Genomic DNA, 25,530 nt, shown 5'->3' on the forward strand with positions numbered 1-25,530 from the left:
TATATATGCAAGTTAAAGCTTGGACAGAAAAAGTAACTATCCCAACCTACGCTGTAGGTACGCCCGATAAAAACCCGATGTTCTTCGAAAAAAGAGTTTATCAGGGTAGTAGCGGCGTAGTATACCCTAACCCGGTAATTGAGAAAATTTTTGATGATAAAGAAGACCGCGAATACACGGCCGTATACCTTGAAAATGCTTACCTAAAGATCATGATACTGCCCGAAATTGGCGGCCGCGTGCAAATGGCTTACGATAAGGTGAGAGAGAGGCACTTTATTTATTATAACCAGGTGATCAAGCCGGCCTTGGTAGGACTTTGCGGACCATGGATATCGGGAGGGATAGAATTTAACTGGCCGCAGCACCATCGTCCAAGTACTTTTGATCCGGTTGATTTTGATATTGAAGAGAATGAGGATGGCAGCATTACCGTTTGGGTAAGTGAGTTGGAGAAAATGTTTCATACCAAAGGGATGGCTGGTTTTACCCTGCACCCCAACTATGCATATCTGGAAATAAAGGCCAAATTATATAACGCAACGGCCTTGCCACAAACGTTTTTGTGGTGGGCAAACCCGGCGGTTAAGGTTAATGATTATTACCAGTCTGTGTTTCCGCCAGATGTTCATGCTGTATTTGATCATGGCAAGAGGGATGTATCTTCTTTTCCTATCGCTACCGGCACTTATTACAAAGTAGATTACAGCCCAGGTACCGATATCTCCATGTACAAGAACATTCCTGTTCCTACCTCGTATATGGCAGTAAATTCGTCGTTCGACTTTGTGGGGGGGTATGAGCATGATGCCCAAGCGGGAATGCTGCATGTTGCCGACCATCACGTTTCTCCGGGTAAAAAGCAATGGACTTGGGGCAACGGAGACTTCGGTATAGCATGGGACCGCAACCTCACCGATGAAGACGGGCCTTACATTGAGTTAATGACCGGGGTTTACACAGATAATCAGCCCGATTTTACCTGGATAATGCCCTTTGAAGAAAAAACCTTTACACAATACTTTTTGCCTTACCGCGAGTTGGGGCTAATTAGCAATGCCAATAAAGACTTGTTGCTTCGGGTGGAGGTACAGAAGCAGGAACTTGAGATCAAGCTTTTCGCGACTACTGCTTTGCCTCATTTAAAAGTAACCGTCAATAACGGAACTACCGCTCTTTTTGAGGTTATTGTTGCTATTGATGCAAGCGAAGTTTATAAGCACGTGTGGTCGTTAGAAGAAGAGATTGATAACGAAGATATTAACGTAATTATAGCGGATAAAAGCGGTAAGGAAATTCTAAGCCATTATTTTAAACAAGAAGAAAAAGAAATTCCAAAAGCTGCAGCCCCAGCACTATTGCCAGAAGAAATTTATACGCCCGAACAACTGTTTTTAACAGGACAGCATTTAGAACAATACAGGCATGCCACTTTTAGCCCGGTACCGTATTATGAAAGAGCATTGGAACTGGACCCTAATGATATCAGGAATAACAACGCTTTAGGTGCATGGTATCTGCGCAGGGGCAGGTTTGCAAAAAGCGAAGCCTATTTTCTTAAAGCGGTAGAGTCTTTAACTGCCAGAAATCCTAACCCGTATGATGGAGAACCTTACTTCAACCTGGGATTAAGTTACTTCTTTCAAAACAAGATGCATAAAGCTTACGATGCATTTTTTAAAGCAACCTGGAACAGCGCCTGGCAGGATGCGGCATACTATTATGTGGCTAAAATAGATATGCAACGAGGCGATTACCTCAAGGCATTAGAGCACATTAACTGGTCAATAGACCGTAATGCCCGTAACGGCAAGGCTTATATCATAAAAGTTCAGGCGCAGTATTTATTGGGCCAATTTAAAGATGCAATAGCTACTGCAGAGCAGGCTATACAAAGGGATCGCTTTAATTATGGCGCACTGTACGCACTTGCTACTAACTTAAAAAAGCTGGGCGATGTAGAAAAGGCTGCCAATACGATGGCCATACTAACGGAGCGCAGCCGTGAAACAAGCCATAATTTGATTGAAAGTGCAATAGACTACCTTGACATGCATGCTTATGCAGATGCCGCTGCCATTCTTGAACTGGCCAACAAACAAGCGCTAAATGAACCACTCATTAATTACTACCTGGCTTACATCTTTAACCAAATGCATGACATGGAGTTAAGCGATAAGTACCTGATGAATGCCAGGGAGTCTTCGCCGGATTACTGTTTCCCAAACCGGCTGCATGACATCATCATACTTAACCATGCCCTTGACCGTAACCATGAGGACGCTAAAGCTCACTATTATTTAGGTAATCTTTATTATGACAAGCGTCAGTATACTGAGGCTTTGGAGCATTGGTCTAAATCTTATTCGTTGGATGATAGTTTTGCGACCGTTAACCGAAACTTGGGTATCGCCTTGTTTAATAAAGCCGGAAATCCAGAGGCTGCGCTGGTTCATTTCGAAAAAGCTTTTTCTCTGAATAAATCTGATGCCCGGGTGCTGCTGGAACTTGATCAGTTATATAAAGTAATTAATCGCACCCCTGAGTTTCGGCTAAATTTTTTGAGTGAAAACCATCAAACGGCCATTCAAAGAGATGACCTATACCTTGAGATGATTACGCTGCATAATTTATCAGGCAATATCGAGCAAGCGTACAAGTTAATATCGGAACGTAAGTTTCATCCCTGGGAAGGTGGGGAAGGGAAAGTTTCTGCTCAATATATCAGTTGTTTAGTAGAAATGGCTAAAAAGCTCATTGTTGCACGAGATTTCTCATCAGCTATTCAATTACTGAAGCAAAGCCTTAGTTACCCCGAAAGCCTTGGTGAAGGCAAATTACCGGGAACAAGAGATAATGACATTTATTTTTGGCTGGGTCGCGCCTATGCAGGCTCAGGCAACGAGCAAGAGGCAACAGAAGCCTGGAATATTGGTGCCATAGGTAATGAAGAGCCAAGTGCTGCCGTGTTTTACAATGATTCGCCACCCGACAAGATTTTTTACCAAGGGCTTTGCTTTCTTCAAAACGGCGATGGGCAACGTGCCGCCGGCATTTTTAATAAACTGATAGCTTATGGTCAGCAGCATATGAACGATGATATTAAGCTTGACTATTTTGCAGTATCTCTTCCGGATTTGATGGTGTTTGATATCAACCTTAATGAAAAGAACAGGATCCATTGCCTGTATTTAATGGGCTTGGGTAACATTGGGTTAAATAACCGTGTTGAAAGTGCTTTTTACCTGCGTGAAGTTTTAAAGGCTGACGCTGCACATTTGGGCGCCACCACGCACCTGAGATTGATTGAACAAGATACACTCCTGAAACTGATTTTTAAAAATGAAGGACAGAGCGTTTCTTAAATTGCTTTAGAGCTGATCTAGTTAAGGAATATTGAACACTCACATTGCATCAATAATTTTTATGATGAAGAGAATCTTTCTTTTTGGTGCGTTTATGGCTATCGCTTTTTATGCTGTTGCCCAGCGAAGTCCAATTTCGCTGGCGGGTACATGGCATATGAAGCTTGACTCTGCCGACCGTGGAGTTGCCGGCAAGTGGTATAACCAGCGTTTCGAACAAACCATTAAACTTCCGGGCACACTGGATGATGCCGGAATAGGATCGCCGGTACATGAAGACACCTCTGTGCTGTCGAAAAATGTGATGCTGCATCTTGCACGCCGGGTTAAGTACGTTGGGCCGGTTTGGTATCAGAAAACCATTAAGGTCAATAACGAAATGGGTGATGCGCAGTTGTTGCTGGAGCGTGTTCTTTGGAAAACAGATTGTTGGATAGACGGACGGATGGTTGGATCGCAGGAAAGTCTTATAGCCCCTCAAACTTTTTCTTTAGGTAAAATTAAGCCCGGCAATCATACAATAACCCTTCGTATCGACAATAGGAAGCTTTACGAAATTAGCGTCAACGATTTTGCGCATGCTTACACCGACGGAACCCAAATTATTTGGAACGGTGTTATTGGCCGTATGGAAATCAATGATCATTCAGTTGCTGCCTTTGCCCAGGTTTTCATTAGTCCATCACTTATCAAAAAAGAAGCTGTTGCAAATATCCTTCTTGAGCCGCAAGAGCAAGGTAAAGTCTACCTCCAAACCCGTATTTTGCTGGACGGTAAGCTTATTAAGCAAACAAAAAGAGTGCTGTTACAAACAGGTTCTGCACAGCAGGCTAAAGTATTTCTACCGCAAGCTAAACCTTGGGATGAGTTCCATCCAAATGTATACGGTTGGGAGTTTGATCTTACCGATACAAATGGAAAGATACTTGCCAGCAGGATTGAGCACTTTGGGTTCAGAAGCCTTACCGCACAAGGCAATAGTTTACAGATCAACGGACGTCCGTTGTTTTTGAGGGGTACACTTGAGTGTAATATTTTCCCGTTAGAAGGACATCCGCCAATGGGTACTTCCGGATGGCTAAAGGTATTTGCCACGGCCAAGCAATACGGGCTTAACCATTTACGGTTTCATTCCTGGTGTCCGCCCGAAGCCGCTTTCAGGGTAGCAGATTCGTTAGGGTTTTATTTGCATGTAGAACTGCCTCTTTGGGCACTTACCGTAGGCAAAGACCATAAAACGCTAGGTTACCTGGAAAACGAGGCGCAGCAAATTATAAGCAATTATGGCAACCATCCATCCTTCTGTTTCTGGAGTATGGGGAATGAGTTGGAAGGTGACTTTGCCTGGTTGGAGAACCTGGTAAGAAAGTTAAAGAAGCAAGATAACCGACACCTTTATACCACTACCACATTTAGTTTTCAAAAAGGTCATGGTAAAGTACCCGAGCCTGCCGATGATTACTTTATTACCCAATATACCAATAAAGGCTGGGTGCGTGGCCAGGGGGTTTTTAACACCAATACGCCTGATTTTAAAACAGATTACAGCAAGGCGGTAAAAGGCACCACCGTGCCCCTCATTATTCATGAGGTTGGCCAATATTCGGTGTACCCTGATCTTACTGAAATAGCTAAATATACAGGGGTGCTTACGCCAAGTAATTTTTCTGCAGTACGCAATGATCTAAAGAAAAAAGGAATGCTGGGCCTTGCTTCTCCATACCTCAAAGCCAGTGGTATGCTTTCTGCCATCTTATACAAGGAAGAAATTGAGCGGGCACTCAAAACCCGTGGTGTTGGAGGATTTCAATTGCTCGATCTGCACGATTTTCCGGGGCAAGGCACGGCGTTGGTGGGTATATTAAATGCTTTTTGGGATAGTAAAGGAATCATTGAACCCGAAGCCTTCCGCCGTTTCTGTGGCCCGGTGGTTCCGTTATTGCGCTTTGAAAAGGCCGCTTACGTAAATAAAGAAACATTTGAAGCGACTGCCGAGATTGCCAATTATTCGGATAAAACTATCAATGATGAGTTGCTATGGACGGTTTCTTCTACAGATAACAAAATTCTGTTCAAAGGTAGTTTAGGAAAACAAAGGATACCGATAGGTAATGCAGAAGTGCTGGGTAAACTTTCTGTCCCCTTAACTGGCTTTACAAAAGCACAGCAGCTTACCATTTCTCTCAGCTTGGCAAAAAGCAATTATACAAATCAATGGAAAGTATGGGTATATCCTAACGAGCCGGAAACTACCATACCGGGCGTACATTTTACAACCGCCATTGATAGTACTATACGCTACTTAAATGCAGGTAACACTGTTGTTTTTAATCCGGATACTTCCGAGGTTAAAGGCATTGACGGCAGATTTGCACCCGTTTTTTGGAGTCCTGTTCATTTCCCGGATCAGCCGGGTAGTATGGGGCTGTTAATTGATAATAAGCACCCGGCATTAGCAGATTTTCCCACCAGCGCCTATAGCGATTGGCAATGGTGGGACTTGGTTACCCGTTCCCGGTCGGTGCAGTTAGATGGATTTAATAACCCAAGAACACCAATCATACGGGTGATTGATAACTTTTTTAAGAACAGGAACCTCGGCGTTTTAATGGAGTTTAAAGTTGGAACCGGAAAGCTTATCCTTTGTACAATGGATATCCAACATGATCTCAATGTCCGCCCTTCAGCCAGGCAGCTCAAAAATAGCTTAATGTATTACGCTGCAAAAACCGATTTTAAACCGTCACAAAATATAGCAATTAGTGAATTGTCTGCTATCATCAAGCGCCCAGCTAAAGCTCAATAGAGGCACCTTATAAACGTATTGAAGTGCTCAAATCGAGATACTGCTAAACTTTGGGCTTTCTTGTGAACGTTTGAGCAGGTAAAGAAATCCGTATTTGAACTACGGATTGGAGCAAAAACATTTTAATACCTAAATAGAATTGCTTACTAAAGGTGGTCGAACATAAGAAGCTTCAATAACTCAAATAATAAAGACCTCATTTACCTGCATTAAGCAATATTTAACAGGGCTTATTTGTGCGATGGGGAATCACATAGGCAAGTTATATTGTAAAATATTTGTTGTTATTTATAAAAGTGTAGGTACATTAGCCCACCAATTATTTAATAACGTCCTAAAATTAACCGGGTTTTTTTTCGGGTGCAATAACCTTCGTGGTAAATTTGTGTAACTAATTTTCCGGCGGTTAACTGTTGCAAGTTATTTTTTTAATTGCTTATTAATTCTTGTTCAATACATATGGATAAAGTTTTAAATGAAAGGAATTTATTAGTAAGCATTGCAAATGATGACCGTAGAGCCTTCAACGAACTTTACAAGCATTACATGCATAACCTGTATCGCTATGTATATTTCGTTTGTAAGTCAACCCCGGTAACCGAGGAGGTTGTTCAAGAAATTTTTGTCAAATTATGGGTTAACCGTTCCAATTTACCCAATATTCAATTCTTTAAATCATATCTGTATCGTTCTGCCCAAAATCAGTTAACCGATCATTTACGTCGTGTAAAGCTGGAACATAAGGCCATGGAACGTATGCTAACCGCCGAAACAGAAAGTGCATTACCCTCTGATAGTGCCATCATTTGCAACGACTTTATACAGTTAACCCGTCAGGCCATAAACCATCTACCCGCAAAACGTAAAATAATCGTAGAGCTCCGCACAGAAGATGGTTTATCGTTAGATGAGATAGCTGAACGGTTGCGGATCTCTAAATCAGTAGTCAAGAAGCAGTTATATGCCGGCATGTCTTTCGTGCGCAACTATATTCACCACTTCGACGAACTGGTTCTTTTGCTTATTTTACTGCACTTTTATAGCCGATAAAATATTAAAAATAATATTTTATCGTTGAGGGGTTCCTTAGCCTCTCTTGTTCGTCTTAATGCATATGGACGATCAGGCCCTTAACCAATTATTAGCTAAATATTCCGCTAACCAGCTCACAGAGCAGGAACACCAGCAGTTTGTTAACTGGTTAAATACGGCACCTGAAGATGAGGTGAAAGAAGCTTTGGCTAAGGCCGGGCGTCATTTCCAAAACAGCCATGAAAATGATCCGGCTGATTATAACGCTGTTTTCAACAGAATTGAATCAGAGCTTGATAGCATTGAAGAGGATAAGAATAGCTCAAACTACCACACCATGTGGGCGCGTAAGCTCCGTACCATATCGGCAGCCGCTGTATTGCTTATTGCAGCTGGGCTGGCTGTATATTTCAACATGAATAGTCCGGAATTGCGCCAGGCGCCAAAAGTCGTAGTCAAAAGAAAACCTATTGTACCCGGAACGAATAAGGCGGTATTAACGCTGGCAAACGGGCAAGCCATAGAGCTTAACAGTGCTGCCAACGGAAGGCTGGCTGTACAAAATAATTATAGCATCGTTAAGCTGAAAGAAGGCCAGTTAGCTTACAAACCACTTGCCTCAAACGAAAAGAAAGTTATGCAGGAGGGCTTTAATACCATTACCACGCCACGCGGTGGGCAATATCAAATAACTCTTCCCGATGGTACACGGGTTTGGCTTAACGCAGCCTCAAGTCTTAAATACCAAGCCACATTTGCCGGTAAGCAAAGACGTGTGATGTTAAACGGCGAAGCGTATTTTGAAGTGGCCAAAAATAAATTAAAGCCATTTATTGTAAGCTTTAATAATACCGAAGTTAGAGTGCTGGGTACTCATTTTAACGTGATGAGCTATAACGATGAGGCGCAAACGCATACCACCCTGCTGGAAGGTTCGGTTAATATAACTAAAGGTAAAAATAGCCAAACTATTGTACCGGGCCAGCAGGCTGCGGTAGGCGAAAATATAAAAGTTGCTTATGTTGATACTACACAAGTGGTTGGGTGGAAAAATGGGAACTTTACTTTTGCTCACGAAAAAATAAATACCGTAATGAATAAAATTGCCCGTTGGTACGATATCGATATCGACTACCAGGGTAATATAACGCAGGAAGATTTTGTGGGCACCATACCACGTTCAAAAAACCTGGGCGAAGTTCTGCACAAACTAGAACTAACAGGCTTATTACACTTTAAAGTTAAAGAGAGGAGGGTGATTGTAATGCGATAAACTTTACCAAAAAGTTGCGCCATCACCTAAAGAAAAAGCCAGAGTGCTGAGAACACCCTGACCTTAATTTGGCTGCAATTGACCTACTGATTATTATAAACCAATTTATAAACCAAACTTTCAAAGATATGAATTTTTATGCTCTAAACGGGTATAGGCTTCGCGCGTATATTTATAAACCTCTGCTGGTTATGAAACTCATTGTTCTCTTTTTGGTAACGGCGCTGCTTCAGTTTTCTTTAGCAAGCAATGGCCAAAATGTGACCATGAAAATGAAGAAAGCTCCTATAGAAAAAGTATTTAAGGAGATTGAGCGCCAGTCTGGCTACCAGTTTTTATATACCCGGCAAATGCTGGAAGACACCCACCCGGTAGACGTGGTATTGAATAATATGCCGCTTAAAGATGTATTAGAACTTTGTATCAAGGATCAGCCTATTACTTTTAAAATAGACGAAAAGATCATCATCATACAACGTAAAGTGCTCGCTGCAAATGTGAACGCACCTGTGCTGCAGGATATAACAGTAACCGGCCTGGTGACCGACGAAACCAACCAGCCGCTGCCTGCTGTAAGCGTTAAGATTAAAGGAGCCGAAGGGGGGACGCAAACATCGGTAGACGGGCGTTATTCGCTCAAAATACCTAACGGTAATCAAACCCTGGTGTTTTCATCTTTAGGTTACGTTACTCTCGAAGTAGTAGTTGCCGACCGCACGCAGGTTAACGTGCAAATGAAAGCCGAACTGAAGTCATTAAGCGATGTAGTAGTTATAGGCTACGGACAACAGCGCAAAGGCGACGTAACCAGTTCGGTAGCCAGCGTTAAAGCCGAAAACTTTGTAAAGGCGCCTGTGTTAGATGCCGGTCAGCTTATACAGGGTAAGGTTGCAGGTTTAACGGTAGCTACGCCCAGTGGCGACCCAACATCGGGTAGCCAGATCAGGCTGCGCGGCAATAATACCCTATTTGGTGCCAATGCCGACCCTTTGGTTATTATTGACGGTGTACCCAGCAGTTTAAAATTAGTAGCTCCCGAAGATATTGAATCTATAGATGTTTTAAAAGACGGTTCGGCCGCCGCCATTTACGGCGTTAGGGGTACTAACGGTGTAATTATTATAACCACCAAACGTGCATCGGGCCGCGTTACTAATGTAGTTGAATATAGCGGATCGGTAAGCACACAGGCTATTGCCCGTAAACTGGATATACTAACCGCACAAGATTACCGCGATCAAATAGCCGCCGGTACCCGCCTGGCATCTTATGATTTGGGAGCAAATACAGATTGGCTCAAAGAGATTTCTAACAAGTTCCCTATTACCAATGTACATAACCTCACCTTTAGAGGAGGTAGCAGCAAAACCAATTACCTGGCAACAGTAAACTACAGGTACTTGAATGGTATCTTCCAAAAGTCTAATAACTCAACGCTTACCGCCCGGGCCGACATCAATCACATGATGTTTGATGACAAGGTGAAGGTAAATATTGGCATTTTACAGCAGAACAACCGGTACACCCAAACCGGCGATGGTATTAGTTACAACGGGTATGTTTACCGCCAGGCGCTAATCCGTAATCCAACTTCGCCTTTGTATGATGCCAACGGTCATTATTTTGAAGAACCCAACAACTTTGAATATGATAACCCCGTAGGACGTTTATATGAAAGTAGCGGCTTAAACCAAAATACTACGCAAAGGCTTAACGGATCTATCACGTATAATCCAATTCCCGATTTACGTTTGAATGCGCTGGCATCCTACACTAAATTCACCTCTAACGGCGGGTATGCAGAATCTAAGTATCATATCTCCAACATCCGTGATAAGCTAAACGGCTATGCAGCCGTAGGAAGCTTGCAAAATATTGACCGCCTGGTTGAACTAACTGCACAGTATTCTAAAAAGTTGGGCGATCATAGCTTTACATTATTAGGCGGTTACCGTTACCAGGATAATAACTCATTCAGTTTTTCTGAACGTAATTATGATTTTCCTACGGATCAGTTTAGTTATTACCAAATTCAGCAGGGTCGTGGCGCTGGTCGTGCACTCGCTGACTTACTAAGCAGTGGTTACAGTGAAAATAACCTTATTGGCTTATTTAGCCGCTTAACTTATAATTATAAAGATAAATACCTGTTATTAGCCAGTATTGTACGCGAGGGCGCCAGTCAGCTATATGGTGCAAAAAGACCCTACGGTAATTTTCCTTCCGTATCGGTAGGATGGCGCATTACCAAGGAAGATTTCATGAAGAACCAGACCTTGTTTGATGATCTGAAATTACGTGCCGGATATGGTGTTACCGGTAACCAGCCAAATGGCGGTTTTAGGGCGGTTGCCTTACTGGGTTATGGTGCCAATGTTTACTCGAACGGAAATTGGATACAAACACTAATTCCTACACAAAACCCTAACCCTGCATTGCGTTGGGAAGAAAAGCGTGAAACTAACCTGGGTTTAGATTTCAGTATGTTTAAAGGGGTAGTTAGCGGTACGGTTGATGTGTACAAACGTAGCTATAACGGCTTGTTATATGATTACCAGGTGCCAAGTCCGCCCAACTTGTTCCCGAGTACGCGTGCCAATGTCGGTACCATGGAAAATAAGGGCTTAGAGGTATTAGTCAATGTTGTTCCTGTAAAAACCAAAAACTTTGAGTGGACCACCAGCTTCAACTTTTCTACCAATACCAATAAATTGATAAGCCTTTCAAATGACCTCTACAAGGCAACCAGCAATTATTTTACAACAGGCAACACCGGGCCGCCGGCCACCACATTTACCAACATTGTACGTGTAGGCGAAAATATTGGTAACTTTTACGGTTTTAAAGTTACAGGCGTAACCGCCGACGGCCGTTGGATCTATGAAGGCCGTAATGGCGAGGCTGTTCAATATGACCAGTTTAACCATGCTTTTGAAGATAAAAAGGTTTTGGGCAATGGTATACCTAAAATGACCGGTGGCTGGAATAATAACTTCCGCTACAAGGCTATAGACTTAGCGGTAACCATGCGAGGTGCTTTTGATTACCAGATACTCAACTTTCAGCGCATGTATTATGAAAACACAGGCATCCAGAATTATAACCGCTTAAAATCGGCTTACGATCCGGTGTTTGGTACAGCTGTGCTTAACGCCAACATGCCGGTAGAGTTCAATAGCTACTATGTAGAGAATGGCACTTTCTGGAAAATAGACAATATCGTTTTAGGCTACACCTTCGATCATTTGAAAAGCAAATATTTTAAAGGTGCCCGTTTATTTGTTTCCACACTTAACACATTTACCATAACAGGCTATAAAGGTATAGACCCTGAAGTGAACTGGAGTGGCTTGGCGCCTGGTAACGACAGCCGCGATAAATATCCAACTGCCCGCACATTTACCGTAGGCTTTTCTGTAAATCTTTAATTGATTTAGTTATGAGAACAAAACATATTTTATCCGGTAGCTTTTTAATTATTGTCTTTATGACAATAATAGCTTCCTGTACTAAGTTAGATGATAAAAATTATACTGCATTCATTCAAAGCCAGTTTACGCCAACCACGTCAGATGTGGCGGCACTGGTAGGTGCTGGGTACATTTACTGGCGGCCTTTAATGCTGGGCCGCAGCAATAACTCTGTATTTCGTACCAATGAAATATCGAGCGATGAAGCCGTTATACCGGCCCGCCCTAATGGTTGGGTAGATAATGGTATTTACCGTCGCATGCACGAACATAAATGGACTTCGGACGAAGATAATTCTTACCAGATCTGGAACAACGCATATGGTGGTATAACCTCGTGTAACCGGGTTTTATATCAAATACAATCGGGATTAATACCGATAACCACAGGTAAAGATGCTGTTGTAGCTGAACTTAGAGCATTGCGTGCCTCTTATTACTACGAGCTTTGCGATATTTTTGGAAGTGTACCTATTGTTGACAAATTTGATGTCCCGGCTGGTTTCTTGCCGGCTCAAAGCACCCGCGCACAGGTATATGCTTTTATAGTAAAAGAGCTTACCGAAAGCCTGCCCAATTTAAGTAAAGATAAAAGTGTGGCAACCTATGGAAAGTTTAACTACTGGGCAGCCTCAGCATTACTTGCAAAAATGTATTTAAATGCACAGGTTTACACCGGTAACGCAGCTTATACACAATGTATAACGGTTTGTAATGAAATTATAAACAGCAATTTATACAGTTTAGAGGCTAACCAAAAAAGCGTGTTCTTAGCCAATAATGAAGGATCGAAAGAAATCATATTTGCAATACCTTTCGACGATAAGTTTACACCCAATGATGCCGATGCTTTCACCCTGCACATGGAAACCCTGCAGCCCGAAAATCAGGCCACTTATAACTTTAAAAATTCGCCATGGGGAGGTATTTGTGCCATACCGCAATTCATCAGTACGTTTGATACGGAAGATACCCGCCTGAAAGAAAACTATGTTCAGGGGCAACAATATACTGCCGCCGGTGGTATATTGGTGGGTACCATAGGTGCAAGCAACGGCAAGCCACTGATTTACATCAACGAGCTTCCAGGTGTCGATCAATCCGACGAGGTGCATGGTTACCGCTTGGGTAAGTATGAGTTTCAAACCGGTGCATTGGTAGGCATGAGCAACGATTTTCCGATGCTACGCTACGCCGATATACTGATGATGAAGGCCGAATGCTTATTGCGTACAGGTGATGCCACCGGCGCAGCAACTATCGTTACGCAAGTAAGGCAGCGGTCGTTTGCCAACAATCCGGCTAAGGCCACGGTTACCGGCGCCCAATTACAGCAAGGCAGTGTTTACAATTATGGTTTACGCAACCACCTCACCTCTACAACCGAAGGCGGAGCCGATATTCAGTATGGTCGCTTTTTGGATGAACTGGGTTGGGAGTTCAATACTGAGGGCCGCCGTCGGCAAGATATGATCAGGTTTGGGGTGTTTACCAAAAAATCTTGGTTGTCGCACAGCCCTAACGGCGATTACCGTACGCTGTTAGCTATACCGCGGGCCGAAATTGCCAAAAACCCTAATATAAAACAGAATACAGGTTATTAAATATAGCTGAACATCTAACCATCAATCAACCGGTAAAGTAGTTTACCGGTTGATTTAAATAATATACATATGTATCTAAAGCATCGCCTATTGTTAGGCACCTTCTTCTTATTCAGCCTGCAGGCGTTTGCTCAATCATACCAGCGTACATCTTTAGGTGTAAAGGCCACTATTCAATCTATGAACGTGGAGGTGCAGTTTTATTCGCCTCGTATTGTACGGGTATTAAAATCACCGGAAGGGGTTGCTGTAAAAAGGGAAAGCTTATCGGTAATTAAATTGCCGCAGCAAGTACCATTGACCGTTAGCGAGCAAAATAACATAGTTACCTTAAAAAGTGAATTATCGGTGGTGCAGTTAAACCTTTCTACAGGAAAAGTTGCCTTTGCAGATCTAAGCGCATCACCGCTATTTACCGAAAAGGATTACGGGGCGCAGTTTACCCCGATTAAAGATGCCGATAACGCAACTTATGCAGTAAGGCAAGCATTTTTGCTCAATAAGGATGAAGTGATATACGGCTTGGGGCAACAACAAAACGGCAAGCTTAACCAGCGTGGCCAAAAAGTATACCTAAAGCAGGAAAACACCCGCGTATGTATTCCTTTCTTTCAGTCGGTTAAAGGATACGGTATTTTTTGGGATAATTACTCACCCACTACATTTAGCGATAATGTACAGGAAACATCTTTTGATTCGGAAGTAGGCACCTGTCTCGATTATTACTTCATGTATGGTGGAAGTGCCGATGGGGTAGTTGCGCAAATGCGCGATCTTACCGGCCAGGCACCTATGATGCCGATGTGGGTATATGGTTTCAGCCAGTCGCGCGAGCGTTACAAAACCCAGTTTGAGTTAATGGATGTGGTTAAAAAGTACAGGGCGCTTAAAATACCGCTTGATGGTATTGTACAAGACTGGCAATATTGGGGAAAGGATAATAACTGGAACGCCATGAGTTTCGACTCAACCACTTTTCCAAGGCCTCAAAACATGGTAGATAGTGTGCATAATTTAAAGGCCCACTTGTTTATTGTGTCATGGCCTGGTTTTGCACCTCAAACCAAGCAATACCAGGAGTTTAAAAGCAAAAACATGCTTATTAACTTTGATACCTGGCCACCTAATGCCAACACAAAGCCGTATGATGTTTATAACCCGCAAGCCAGGGATATTTACTGGAGCTATTTAAACAAAGGTGTATTTTCTTTAGGCATTGATGCCTGGTGGCTCGATTCAACTGAGCCCGATCATATTAATATCAAGGAAAGAGATTATGACCAGCCTACCTTTTTAGGCACTTATCGCAGCGTACATAATGCCTTCCCGCTAATGCATACCAAGGGTGTGTATGACCATCAACGTGCTACTTCTTCGGCCAAGCGTGTTATTTTACTCACCCGTTCGGCATTTGCCGGTCAGCAGCGCTACAGCGCTAATACCTGGAGCGGCGATGTATCTTCTAACTGGCCTACCTTTAAGAGGCAAATACCTGCGGCGGTTAACTTTTCGCTTACCGGCTTGCCTTATTGGAATGCCGATATAGGCGGATTTTTTGCAGGCAGCTTTGTTAAGGGCGGCGGCGCTAAAAATCCCGACTTTCAGGAGCTATACGTACGCTGGATGCAGTTTGCAACCTTTACTCCAATGATGCGCTCACACGGTACCGATATTCCACGTGAGATCTACCAGTTCGGTACCCGCGGCGATTGGGCATTTGATGTACAGGAAAAGTTTATTAATATGCGTTACCATTTGCTGCCTTACCTGTATTCAACAGCATGGAATGTAACTCATAATGCTGGTTCTATCATCCGCTCGTTGTATTCTTCATTTGGCGCCGATAAGCAAGGATATGAAAACAACACCGAATTTATGTTTGGCCCATCGTTCCTGGTTTCGCCGGTAACAGAAAAAGGATCCAAAACCCAATCGGTTTATTTGCCGGCCGGCGCTACCTGGTTTAATTTCTGGACGGGTGAAAAATATGAGGGTGGTAAAAGCATCAATCAGGAAACGCCTATAGAAATTGTACCATTGTATGTAAAAGCAGGATCTATAATTCCATGGGGTCCTGAGGTGCAGTATGCTGCCGAAAAGAAATGGGATAACTTGGAAATACGCATTTATGCAGGTGCAAATGGCGAATTTACCCTTTACGAAGATGAAGGCGATAATTACAATTACGAAAAAGGCGCTTACACCGAAACTACCTTTAAGTGGGATGATGCTCAACGCAGTTTAACTATATTGGATAAAAAAGGTAGCTTTAAAGGTATGATAGGAGGCCGTAAATTCAACCTCGTATTGGTGAAAACTAAAAACGGTGCGGGTAACCAATTAAGCAAGGCCGCTAAAGTAATTACTTACAAGGGCAAACAACAAGTTGTAAAACTATGATCCTGAAAAAACCAACTCATCGTTCATGGGGTAATTGCATAATGGTAGTTTTGTTGTGCAGCGCTACGTTAAGCTTTGCCCAGCAAAAAGATTACCCTATTAAGCCGGTATCATTCACGAGTGTAAAGCTTACCGATAAATTTTGGCTACCACGAATACGAACCAATGCTACGGTAACCATACCAGCATCGTTTTCGCGTTGCGAAAATACCGGGAGGGTAAAAAACTTTCAAATGGCGGCAGCCCGAAGCGGTAAGTTTTGCACCACCTTCCCATTCGATGACACCGATATTTATAAGACCATTGAAGGGGCCTCTTACTCACTGGCGCTAAGTAATGATGCCAAGCTGGACAAATATGTAGACTCAATGATAAACATTGTAGGAAACGCACAGGAACCCGATGGTTACTTGTACACTGCGCGCACTATTGATCCGCTGCACCCGCAGGCATGGGCCGGACCAGAACGTTGGGTTAAAGAAAATGAACTGAGCCATGAACTTTACAATTCGGGGCATATGTTTGAGGCGGCAGCAGCGCATTTTCAGGCTACTGGCAAACGTAATTTTTTAAACATTGCTCTTAAAAATGCCAACTTGCTGCTTGCCACCTTTGGCCCCGGTAAACGTGGTGTGGCGCCCGGTCACGAAATTGTGGAGATGGGGTTGGTGCGCCTTTACCGCATTACGGGCAAACAGGATTATCTGCAACTGGCTAAGTTTTTTATTGACGAACGCGGCAAGCGCAAATACGATAAAGCCAGCACCGACGTATGGAAAAATGGCAAGTACTGGCAGGACGACATACCTGTTACAGCCCAGGACGAAGCCGAAGGACATGCCGTACGCGCAATGTACCTGTACTCGGGCATGGCCGATGTTGCCGCACTTACCGGCGACAAGGAGTACCTGGCCGCCATTGACCAGATATGGAGCAATATGGTAAGCAAAAAGATATATGTGCAAGGCGGTATTGGTGCCATCCCTAACGGCGAACGCTTTGGCGACAATTATGACTTGCCAAATGCCACAGCCTATAACGAAACCTGCGCGGCCATTGGCAACGTTTACTGGAACCAGCGCATGTTCCTGCTACATGGCGAGTCAAAATATATTGACTTGTTAGAGAAGGTATTGTACAACGGGTTAATATCTGGGGTGGGTTTGGATGGTAAGTCCTTCTTTTACACCAATGCCTTGCAGATAACCAATGGCTTTACCCATAAAGAATTAGAGCCCCAGCGCTCGGGGTGGTTTGAGTGCTCTTGCTGCCCCACCAATATGGCGCGGTTCTTACCCTCGTTGCCGGGTTATGTATATGCACAGCGTGGTACCGATACTTATATTAATTTATACATCAATGGCAGCGCCGCTTTAACGATTGATGGTAAACCGGTAACCATTGTTCAGCAAAATAGCTATCCATGGAACGGTGCACTCAAATTTAACATCCAGCCAAAAAGCAAACAACAGTTTACGCTAAGGTTCCGCATCCCGGGATGGGCACAGGATCAAGCCATACCATCCGATCTGTATCATTTTGCTAATACAAAAGCGCCTTCTTATAGGATAACTCTAAATGGTAAGCCTGTAAAATACACGCTAAGAAATGGGTATGCGGTTATTACTCGTAGCTGGTTGCCTCAAGATGAGGTAACGTTGAACCTGCCCATGGAAGTGCAGCAAATAGCAGCCAGTCAAAAATTAAAAGATGACAAAGGCAAAGTAGCACTGCAACGTGGGCCCATTGTGTATTGTGCCGAATGGGCCGACAATAATGGCCGGGTAAGCAATATTGAACTGTCATCAAAAACTGCATGGGTCCCGGCATACAAGCCCGATTTACTTCATGGCGTAATGGTTTTAAATGGTGCCGCCTTGAAAAAAGACAGTGCCAGCGCAGCCATAAAAACAGGCAACGCAACGTTTATTCCATACTACTCGTGGGCAAACCGCGGCAAAGGCGAAATGATGGTTTGGTTTCCTGAGGTGAAGACAGGTAGTGGCCAATAGCATATATTAACGACATATAACAACCTTGAACAAGCGCAGGCAAACAGCATTCAAATTCATAGCAATGGCTTTGCCTGTTGTGCTGCTGCTTGTTATAGAAGCGGTATTGAGGCTGTGTAACTATGGCTACAATACGGCGTTGTTTGTAAAAGACCCCGACGACCAAACCAGCTGGGTAATGAACCCCGATGCCTCAGCCAAGTTTTTTTCCAATCCAATAAATGCGACCAAGGGTAATCACGAAAGATTTAAGATTCAAAAAGAGCCGAATACTTTCAGGGTGTTTGTTTTGGGCGAATCAACAACGGCCGGTTACCCTTATATGCACAACGGTTCATTTCACCGCTGGTTACAATACCGGTTGATGCATACTTTTCCTGAACGAAAGTTTGAGATCATCAACGTTTCGTTAACGGCTGTAAATTCTTATACCGTGCTCGATTTTGGAAAGCAGGTCATTAACTTTAAACCTGATGCTGTACTGGTATATACAGGTCACAACGAATATTATGGTGCATTGGGCATAGGTTCTACCAGCGGAATTAGTGGCAGCCGGTTTTGGGTACAAACCGTATTGAAACTACGCGAATTAAAACTGGTGCAGGCATTAACCAGGCTAATTTATAACATTCAGCAGCTGGGGAATAAACCTACCGATACGCGGGAGAATCTTATGAAACGCATGGCGGCCACCCAGGAAATCAAGTATGGATCTGTAGAATACCATAAGGGTATCGATCAGTTCAGGCAAAATATGGATGAGCTATGTCAGTTGTATTCAGACAAGAAAATACCGCTTTTGATCAGCAACCTGGTGAGTAACGAAAAGGATTTAAAGCCTTTTATCAGCGGTGCAGGACAATTGTCGGCTAATACGGCTTACCAAGCCGCAAGCAATGTTTACGGCACTGGCAACTATCCGTTAGCAAAAACATCATTCAAAAAAGCAAGCGATTATGACCTGTTACGGTTTAGAGCGCCAGGCAAACTCAATGCTATTATTGAACAATTAGGCCGTCAATATCCGGGTGTTTACATAGCCAATACTCGCAAGATTTTTGAGGAGCATTCGCCTCACGGCATTTTAGGTAGCGAAACCTTATTGGAGCATGTACACCCTAATATTTACGGGTACGCGCTTATGAGCGAGGCATTTTATCAGGCCATGCATAGCAGCAAGATTATCAGGCCAAAGCCTGAAAATGAAATGTCGTTCAAACTACTTCTAAAGCAAATGCCTGTTACCCGCGTAGACTCCCTTTATGGTGCATACCAAATTATGATGCTTAAAGTTGGCTGGCCTTTTAACACACCTATACCTAATAACTTTAAACGGGGAGACACCGAAGAAGAAAAAATAGCAGGCGCACTATCAGTAGATCGTATTACCTGGGCCGATGCCGTGGATCAGTTGTTTAAATATGATCTGAAAAGCAACAACAAAACTGGTGCCCTCAAAGCCACTGAAGCCATGTTGCTCGAAAATCCTGATAACGTTAATTATTACATTTATGCCGGTCGACTCAATTTTGAACTGGGTAATAAGCCGGAAGCATTCCTGTATTTCGCAAAAGCCTATCAACTCCAACCATCCCTAAAAAATGCGCAAAACAATTATTTGCTGTGTTTAAAGGTAGATGAACCCGAAAAGGCACTGACTTATTTAGCATTAATGCGCAGTTACGACATCCCCGCTGCACAACTGGATGAAATTGAAGCACAAATTAATCAGCTTATTAACCTGAAGCAGCAACTCAAGAACGAGCCTTTAAATTCCAGCTTGAATCAACAGATCGCCGCTTATTATCACCGGTTAAATGCCGATGAAGCCGCATCAATCTATCAGCATACATCAGATAACAATGGAAAGTAAAGTAAGCGAACTTCGCAAGTTCGGTTTTATACTGGGCTTTGCTTTCTTATTGATAACTGTTTATACAGCATACAGGCACAGGCTTGTACCTGAATTAGGTGCAGTAGCGGTGATCTTGCTTGCCCTAACGCTGGTGCACCCAAAAGCTTTGGCCCCCGTAAAATGGTTTTGGGATAATGTTGGGTTGGTACTAGGGACTGTTAACACTTATATACTGCTTTTTTTGATCTACTTTTTAATTATTACCCCCATTGGGTTAATAATGCGTTTGCTTGGCAAAGACGCCCTTAAACTAAAGCCTCAAAAGCCACAATCGTCTTACTGGGAGCAGGCACCGGTAGAAACAAATAGTTCAATGGAGCGGCAATTTTAAATACTAAACCATGAGTACACTACTTGAATTTTTTTTGTTTCTAAAGCAGCGTAAAAAATATTGGCTGTGGCCGCTGTTTATTATCCTCATAGCGCTTAGCTTACTCATGGTACTGGCTCAGGGCTCGGCACTGGCTCCCTTCATTTACAGCCTGTTCTAAATAGCTTACATAAGGTTATGTATATATTAGGGATCTCGGCTTTTTATCATGATAGCGCTGCCTGCCTGCTCTTGAACGATGAGCTGATTGCCGCCGCACAGGAAGAGCGTTTTACCCGCAAAAAAAACGATGATTCGTTCCCCGAACAAGCCGTTAAGTTTTGCCTGCAGCACGCCCAAATAAAATTGACCGATGTACAGTACGTGGTGTTTTACGAAAAGCCGTTCCTCAAATTTGAACGCTTACTGGAAACCTATATCAGCTTTGTACCCCGTGGCATGGGGTCGTTTTTAAAAGCAATGCCCTTGTGGTTAAAAGACAAGCTCTTTCTTAAAAGCAAAATAAGTAAAAAGCTAAATGGTATAGACCCCGAATGGAAGCGTTCGAATCCAATTCTATTTACCGACCATCATCATGCACATGCAGTGTCTGCATTTTTTCCATCACCGTTTAACGAAGCTGTCATATTAACTGTAGACGGTGTAGGTGAGTGGGCAACAACAACCGTTTCTACAGGCAAAGAAAATCACATAAAGCTTGAAAAGGAAATTAGGTTCCCGCATTCTTTAGGTCTGTTATATTCGGCTTTTACCTATTACCTTGGCTTCAAAGTAAATTCTGACGAGTATAAGGTAATGGGGCTTGCGCCATACGGTAAGCCCTTATATGTCAATCTCATTTACGAGCATTTGCTAAAAGTGCAGCCCGATGGATCTTTCTGGCTGAATATGGACTACTTCAATTACGGTACGGGCTTAACCATGACCAATCATCGGTTCAGTAAGCTATTTGGCGCAAAGCCCCGGTTGCCCCAAGAAGAAGTAGAGGCTTTTCATCAAAACATAGCCAGTTCCATTCAGCAGGTTATAGAGGAGGTGATGGTGAAAATCACCAGGCATCTTCACCAGGAATATGGTATAGATAGTTTATGCCTGGCCGGTGGTGTGGCTTTAAATTGTGTCTGTAACGCAGCTATACGCAAGCAATCGGGCTTTAAAAACGTTTGGGTTCAGCCCGCAGCCGGCGATGCCGGTGGTGCGCTTGGTGCAGCTTTTAGTGTGTATTACGAATATTTGGCTCAAGAAAGGTCAATTGTGCCGGGTAAAGATAAGATGCAGCAGTCGTTATTAGGTCCGTGCTATGGTACACAGCAAATACAGCATGCTTTGGCCAACGAAGGATATTCTTGTGATTCACTAACGGCTGATGATTTCTATAGACAATTAGCACAGTGCCTGGCTAATGGTAAAGTGGTAGGCTACTTTAATGGTAGGGCCGAATTTGGCCCCCGGGCCTTAGGCAGCCGCAGTATTTTGGCCGATCCGCGCATTGGGGAAATGCAAACCGTATTAAATCAAAAAATAAAGCTGCGGGAAAGCTTTCGCCCATTTGCACCGGCAATACTACAGGAGTTTGCGGACGATTATTTTGAAGATGCGGCAGTAAGCCCTTACATGCTGTTTACATTTCAGGCAAAAGAAAAAGTAAACGCGTTGTTGCCTGCGGTTATTCACGTAGATGGATCTGCCCGGGTACAAACGGTCAACGAGGAGCAGCATCCCGATTTTTACCGGGTAATTAAAGCTTTTTATGATCTTACAGGGCGCCCCGTGCTTATCAATACCTCTTTCAACGTGATGAATGAACCCGTGGTTTGCTCTCCACAGGATGCTATTCGCTGTTTTAATAATACAGAAATGGATGTGTTGGCTATCGGTAGATTCCTGGTGTTCAAATAAACAGATCGGTATATTGTCGTTCTTTAGGCATTCGGCGTTTCTAATAGCAGTGATAATTTTTTAGAGAAAGATAGTTTTGTGGTTATAAACATCTTATTAGATAAAGTGCCTGGTGCAAAGCTAAGGTGATAGTAATACTTAAGGTATATAACGTAAACTTGCAACATCCAGGTTAACTACCTAGAAACCTATAAAAACCAGATTTGAATATATAATTGATGCAAATGAAATTGAACTTCAAAAAACTTACTTTTTTAGTTGTTGCTATCGTGTTAGGTGCTGGCCAGGTGAAAGCACAAACTGAGCCTGGTTATTGGAAACTTGCCTCTAAGCCGGTTTTAGGCTGGAACAGTTGGGACGTATTTGGTACCACAGTAACCGAACAGCAAATTAAAGAACAAGCCGATGCTATGGCGGTTAACTTACTGCCGAGCGGCTACAAATACCTGACGGTTGACATTCAGTGGTATGAGCCCGAGTCTAAAGGGCACTCATATGACCCCAACGCAGTGCTTACGATGGATGAATACGGTCGTTTAACACCGGGGCTTAAAAAGTTTCCTTCTGCCGCCAACGGCAAGGGGTTTAAGCCACTTGCAGATTATGTACATGCTAAGGGCCTTAAATTTGGTATTCACATTATGCGCGGAATTCCACGCCAGGCTGTTCAAAAGAACCTTCCGGTTTATGGCACACAATCTAAAGCACAAGATGTGGCCCTTGTCAATTCAAAATGCCCATGGAACCCTGATATGTATGGGGTGGATGCCACTAAACCAGATGGTGCCGCTTACTACCAATCAATTATAAAAATGTATGCCGACTGGGGTGTAGACTTTATCAAAGTAGATGATATTTCGCGTCCTTATGATAAGATACAGCAGGCAGAAATTGAGGCTATCCGTCAGGCTATTGATAAAACCGGCCGTTCTATAGTTTTAAGCTTATCGCCGGGGGCTACACCGGTTTCGGCAGGTCAGCATGTAAGCTGGCATGCAAATATGTGGCGCATTACCGATGATTTTTGGGACAGATGGGGCTTGCTACAGGCAATGTTTGAACGATTGAATGCCTGGACACCTTACCGTGGGAACGGACATTTTCCTGATGCTGATATGCTGCCCATAGGGATCATCAATTTTAATCAGGCTACCAAGTTTACTAAAGATGAGCAATACACGCTGATGAGCTTGTGGTCTATTGGCCGTTCACCTCTCATTTTCGGAGGTGACATGACCAAGCTCGATGCCTTTACCAAAGCTATGTTAACTAATGCCGAAGTACTGAAAGTTAACCAGCTAAGCACGAATAACAGGCAGGTATACCGTGATAAAAACCTGGTTGTGTGGACGGCAGATGTACCCGGAAGTAAGGATAAATATGTAGCATTATTCAATGCACAAAGTAAAGGAGACAACATTGATTTTAGCAATGCCGATTACATAAGCCCGGTAATTGCAGGTGAAGGCAGCTCGCAGAAAGTGGAGGTATCTATAAAAAATGCAAAACGGCTCATCTTATTTGTAAAAGATGGAGGTAATGGTATTAACGGAGATCAGGCTGCTTGGCTAAACCCCGAAATAAAGGGCCCAAAAGGAACCCTGAAGCTAACGGAAATGAAATGGATTACAGCCAATGCCGGCCGGGGCGAAGTCAGGGTTAACAAAACCAGTGATAACCGTCCGCTTTTAATAGACGGTAAACAGGCTGACGGTATTGGCACTTACGCCGAGTCTACGATAATTTATGATTTGCCCGAAGGTTACGACACTTTTTCTACCACCGGCATGGTAACCCAAGCCAAGGGTTCTGTGGTTTTTGGTGTGCTTGTAGATAAGGGCGTTATTCAGCTCGCCGATAAAGCAGAGGTGAGCGTTGACCTGAGTGCCATTGGCATAAAAGGCAAAGCCAAGGTGCGCGACCTGTGGACAAGTAAAGATTTAGGCACCTTCAATGGAAGGTTCAGCCGCGAAATAGCTCAGCACGGCGGTGGATTGTATCGGGTTAGTCCATTAAAAAACTAAGCGTTCAATAGTATTTTAAGGAATGTTTGCTGTATAGACTTGTAATAGCAAATGTTATCCCGGTTATGCGAGTAGCCGGGATAACATTTTATCTGCATATATTAATAAATAGCGCGGTTAGTATTCTATCGTTAAATATATTCAGGCGTACTTTCACGATGATTACCGATTGTATAAGCTGTAAGTCATTCTTTCGAATGGACTCAACTATAAACCTTTTAAGTTAAATATAGATGTCTGTGCAGACTATATGCAAACAGAGCAACTTTGTTAATAATTTAATGAACTGTAATGCAAATTTAAACTGAATTCGTAGCAATGCAGTTTCCTCCTATTCTAATTTAATCTAACATCCAAATTCCAAAAAGGTCTTTGATTGCTGTTTTATATAGAATAGTACAAACTTCGTTCAATTATTGGACAGGTAAACTTAGGACATCCAAGAAAGTTAAGACTTCCCCTTTATAGGGAGAGATATAAGTTTTGGATGAAATGAGTGTGTATAAATTCTAACTTGTATTCTTATAAGTTGCATATTGACATGAAACCATCCATCATAACAAGTTTAAGTAATCTTTAGGTATAAATTGTTTTTTAAAGTGAATAGGGTCCTGATATAAACTATCGGGCTTGAAAACGATACCGTTAAAATATATTTTCATTTGAGCTTCAAGTCCTACTTTCCTAAATTCAAACAATGCCCGTTTGTAATTCTGTATCTCTTTTGTGTTAGCTTTTTTTATGGGAGGGCATTTGATATCCAATACTATAGAATATCGAGCACATAATTCTTTGATTTTAAAAAGATAATCATTTGAGATTGGTGACAGTAATTTATAAGCATGTTGACCATTATTTTTCGGATATTCCGGTGACCAGTTGGTGTTTAAAATACATGGAAGCTGGCTAAGGTAGTAGAAAGGCACCTTATGAATTTGCGATAAAGTGGCTTGATTGTAATTAATTATATAGTTCTTCTTATAAAAAGGTTTTAAAAAATATTGGAATGTGAAAACCTGATCAAGATTATTACCAAAAGACCCTGGCGTGATTATTAAGATGATAGTCTTTGGTAACTGATCAATATTGCGTTCTATGAAATTTTTTACCAGAATATATTGACCAGCCATTGAGATCGCTTGGTTAGTAGTCAAAGAAAAAATGTCATCGTTATAAGTGTCATTGTCATAAAGCTGTTTGCCTACACTATCGCCAATTATCAAAACCCTCACTTTTTTTCTAATCTTACTTTTCTTTAGAGAAACATATACTTCTCGGCCGTTAACCTCTTTTTCATATCCATGGGTATAATAAGAAAGAAGGCTTTGTGCCGATACCAGTGGAAATGCGATCAGGCTAAAGATCAGCAACCGTTTTAGAAAGTGATTTAAAGACATAC

The 25,530-nt window shown here is 42.8% G+C and carries 14 protein-coding genes; 13 read left to right on the top strand and 1 reads right to left on the bottom strand.

Annotated features, from left to right (window positions below; genetic code table 11):
• Positions 1–5: 5 nt before the first annotated feature.
• From IEV61_RS10700 to IEV61_RS10760, 13 genes are all read left to right on the top strand, one after another.
• Complete coding sequence (locus IEV61_RS10700) at positions 6–3,365, top strand: DUF5107 domain-containing protein (RefSeq protein WP_188416469.1); 3,360 nt, start codon at positions 6–8, stop codon at positions 3,363–3,365.
• Positions 3,366–3,426: 61 nt separating this feature from the next.
• Positions 3,427–6,171 carry a DUF8487 domain-containing protein gene (locus tag IEV61_RS10705; RefSeq protein ID WP_188416471.1) on the top strand — a complete coding sequence of 915 codons (2,745 nt, stop codon included), beginning with the start codon at positions 3,427–3,429 and terminating at the stop codon, positions 6,169–6,171.
• A gap of 459 nt (positions 6,172–6,630) precedes the next feature.
• Positions 6,631–7,221, top strand: a complete 591-nt coding sequence (locus IEV61_RS10710) for an RNA polymerase sigma factor (protein WP_188416473.1) — start codon at positions 6,631–6,633, stop codon at positions 7,219–7,221.
• Between the two features lie 64 nt (positions 7,222–7,285).
• Entirely contained in the window at positions 7,286–8,476 is a 1,191-nt protein-coding gene (locus IEV61_RS10715; RefSeq protein ID WP_188416475.1) for a FecR family protein, read from the top strand.
• Positions 8,477–8,667: 191 nt separating this feature from the next.
• A complete protein-coding gene (locus IEV61_RS10720) occupies positions 8,668–11,904 on the top strand; it encodes a SusC/RagA family TonB-linked outer membrane protein (RefSeq protein WP_188416476.1) in 3,237 nt (1,078 codons plus the stop codon).
• Positions 11,905–11,963: 59 nt separating this feature from the next.
• Entirely contained in the window at positions 11,964–13,550 is a 1,587-nt protein-coding gene (locus tag IEV61_RS10725; protein ID WP_229747099.1) for a RagB/SusD family nutrient uptake outer membrane protein, read from the top strand.
• 69 nt (positions 13,551–13,619) lie between these two features.
• The gene (locus IEV61_RS10730) at positions 13,620–15,950 is read left to right on the top strand and encodes a TIM-barrel domain-containing protein (protein WP_188416480.1); all 2,331 of its coding nucleotides are present in this window, start codon (positions 13,620–13,622) and stop codon (positions 15,948–15,950) included.
• Positions 15,947–17,962 carry a glycoside hydrolase family 127 protein gene (locus tag IEV61_RS10735; RefSeq protein WP_229747100.1) on the top strand — a complete coding sequence of 672 codons (2,016 nt, stop codon included), beginning with the start codon at positions 15,947–15,949 and terminating at the stop codon, positions 17,960–17,962. Before IEV61_RS10730 ends, IEV61_RS10735 begins: the two co-directional genes overlap by 4 nt.
• Before the next feature lie 64 nt (positions 17,963–18,026).
• Positions 18,027–19,835 carry an SGNH/GDSL hydrolase family protein gene (locus tag IEV61_RS10740; protein WP_188416482.1) on the top strand — a complete coding sequence of 603 codons (1,809 nt, stop codon included), beginning with the start codon at positions 18,027–18,029 and terminating at the stop codon, positions 19,833–19,835.
• Positions 19,825–20,208: an SxtJ family membrane protein gene (locus tag IEV61_RS10745; RefSeq protein ID WP_188416484.1), complete on the top strand. Its 384-nt coding sequence runs from the start codon at positions 19,825–19,827 to the stop codon at positions 20,206–20,208. Before IEV61_RS10740 ends, IEV61_RS10745 begins: the two co-directional genes overlap by 11 nt.
• Positions 20,209–20,218: 10 nt before the next feature.
• Positions 20,219–20,368 carry a DUF5989 family protein gene (locus IEV61_RS10750; RefSeq protein WP_188416485.1) on the top strand — a complete coding sequence of 50 codons (150 nt, stop codon included), beginning with the start codon at positions 20,219–20,221 and terminating at the stop codon, positions 20,366–20,368.
• 17 nt (positions 20,369–20,385) lie between these two features.
• The gene (locus IEV61_RS10755; RefSeq protein ID WP_188416487.1) at positions 20,386–22,107 is read left to right on the top strand and encodes a carbamoyltransferase family protein; all 1,722 of its coding nucleotides are present in this window, start codon (positions 20,386–20,388) and stop codon (positions 22,105–22,107) included.
• A gap of 224 nt (positions 22,108–22,331) precedes the next feature.
• Complete coding sequence (locus IEV61_RS10760; protein ID WP_188416489.1) at positions 22,332–24,131, top strand: NPCBM/NEW2 domain-containing protein; 1,800 nt, start codon at positions 22,332–22,334, stop codon at positions 24,129–24,131.
• A 554-nt stretch (positions 24,132–24,685) separates the two neighbouring features.
• Here IEV61_RS10760 and IEV61_RS10765 read toward each other — a convergent pair.
• Complete coding sequence (locus tag IEV61_RS10765) at positions 24,686–25,528, bottom strand: hypothetical protein (RefSeq protein ID WP_188416490.1); 843 nt, start codon at positions 25,526–25,528, stop codon at positions 24,686–24,688.
• Between the last annotated feature and the right edge of the window lie 2 nt (positions 25,529–25,530).

This window comes from Mucilaginibacter galii (assembly GCF_014635825.1).
GTDB lineage: Bacteria > Bacteroidota > Bacteroidia > Sphingobacteriales > Sphingobacteriaceae > Mucilaginibacter > Mucilaginibacter galii.

Excerpts from the sequence above, each read along its gene's own strand:
- IEV61_RS10705 (WP_188416471.1), top strand. The coding sequence starts at position 3,427 with ATGATGAAGAGAATCTTTCTTTTTGGTGCGTTTATGGCTATCGCTTTT.
- IEV61_RS10710 (WP_188416473.1), top strand. The coding sequence starts at position 6,631 with ATGGATAAAGTTTTAAATGAAAGGAATTTATTAGTAAGCATTGCAAAT.
- IEV61_RS10720 (WP_188416476.1), top strand. The coding sequence starts at position 8,668 with ATGAAACTCATTGTTCTCTTTTTGGTAACGGCGCTGCTTCAGTTTTCT.
- IEV61_RS10730 (WP_188416480.1), top strand. The coding sequence starts at position 13,620 with ATGTATCTAAAGCATCGCCTATTGTTAGGCACCTTCTTCTTATTCAGC.
- IEV61_RS10700 (WP_188416469.1), top strand. The coding sequence starts at position 6 with ATGCAAGTTAAAGCTTGGACAGAAAAAGTAACTATCCCAACCTACGCT.
- IEV61_RS10715 (WP_188416475.1), top strand. The coding sequence starts at position 7,286 with ATGGACGATCAGGCCCTTAACCAATTATTAGCTAAATATTCCGCTAAC.
- IEV61_RS10735 (WP_229747100.1), top strand. The coding sequence starts at position 15,947 with ATGATCCTGAAAAAACCAACTCATCGTTCATGGGGTAATTGCATAATG.
- IEV61_RS10755 (WP_188416487.1), top strand. The coding sequence starts at position 20,386 with ATGTATATATTAGGGATCTCGGCTTTTTATCATGATAGCGCTGCCTGC.
- IEV61_RS10745 (WP_188416484.1), top strand. The coding sequence starts at position 19,825 with ATGGAAAGTAAAGTAAGCGAACTTCGCAAGTTCGGTTTTATACTGGGC.
- IEV61_RS10740 (WP_188416482.1), top strand. The coding sequence starts at position 18,027 with ATGGCTTTGCCTGTTGTGCTGCTGCTTGTTATAGAAGCGGTATTGAGG.
- IEV61_RS10760 (WP_188416489.1), top strand. The coding sequence starts at position 22,332 with ATGAAATTGAACTTCAAAAAACTTACTTTTTTAGTTGTTGCTATCGTG.
- IEV61_RS10750 (WP_188416485.1), top strand. The coding sequence starts at position 20,219 with ATGAGTACACTACTTGAATTTTTTTTGTTTCTAAAGCAGCGTAAAAAA.
- IEV61_RS10725 (WP_229747099.1), top strand. The coding sequence starts at position 11,964 with ATGACAATAATAGCTTCCTGTACTAAGTTAGATGATAAAAATTATACT.
- IEV61_RS10765 (WP_188416490.1), bottom strand. The coding sequence starts at position 25,528 with ATGTCTTTAAATCACTTTCTAAAACGGTTGCTGATCTTTAGCCTGATC.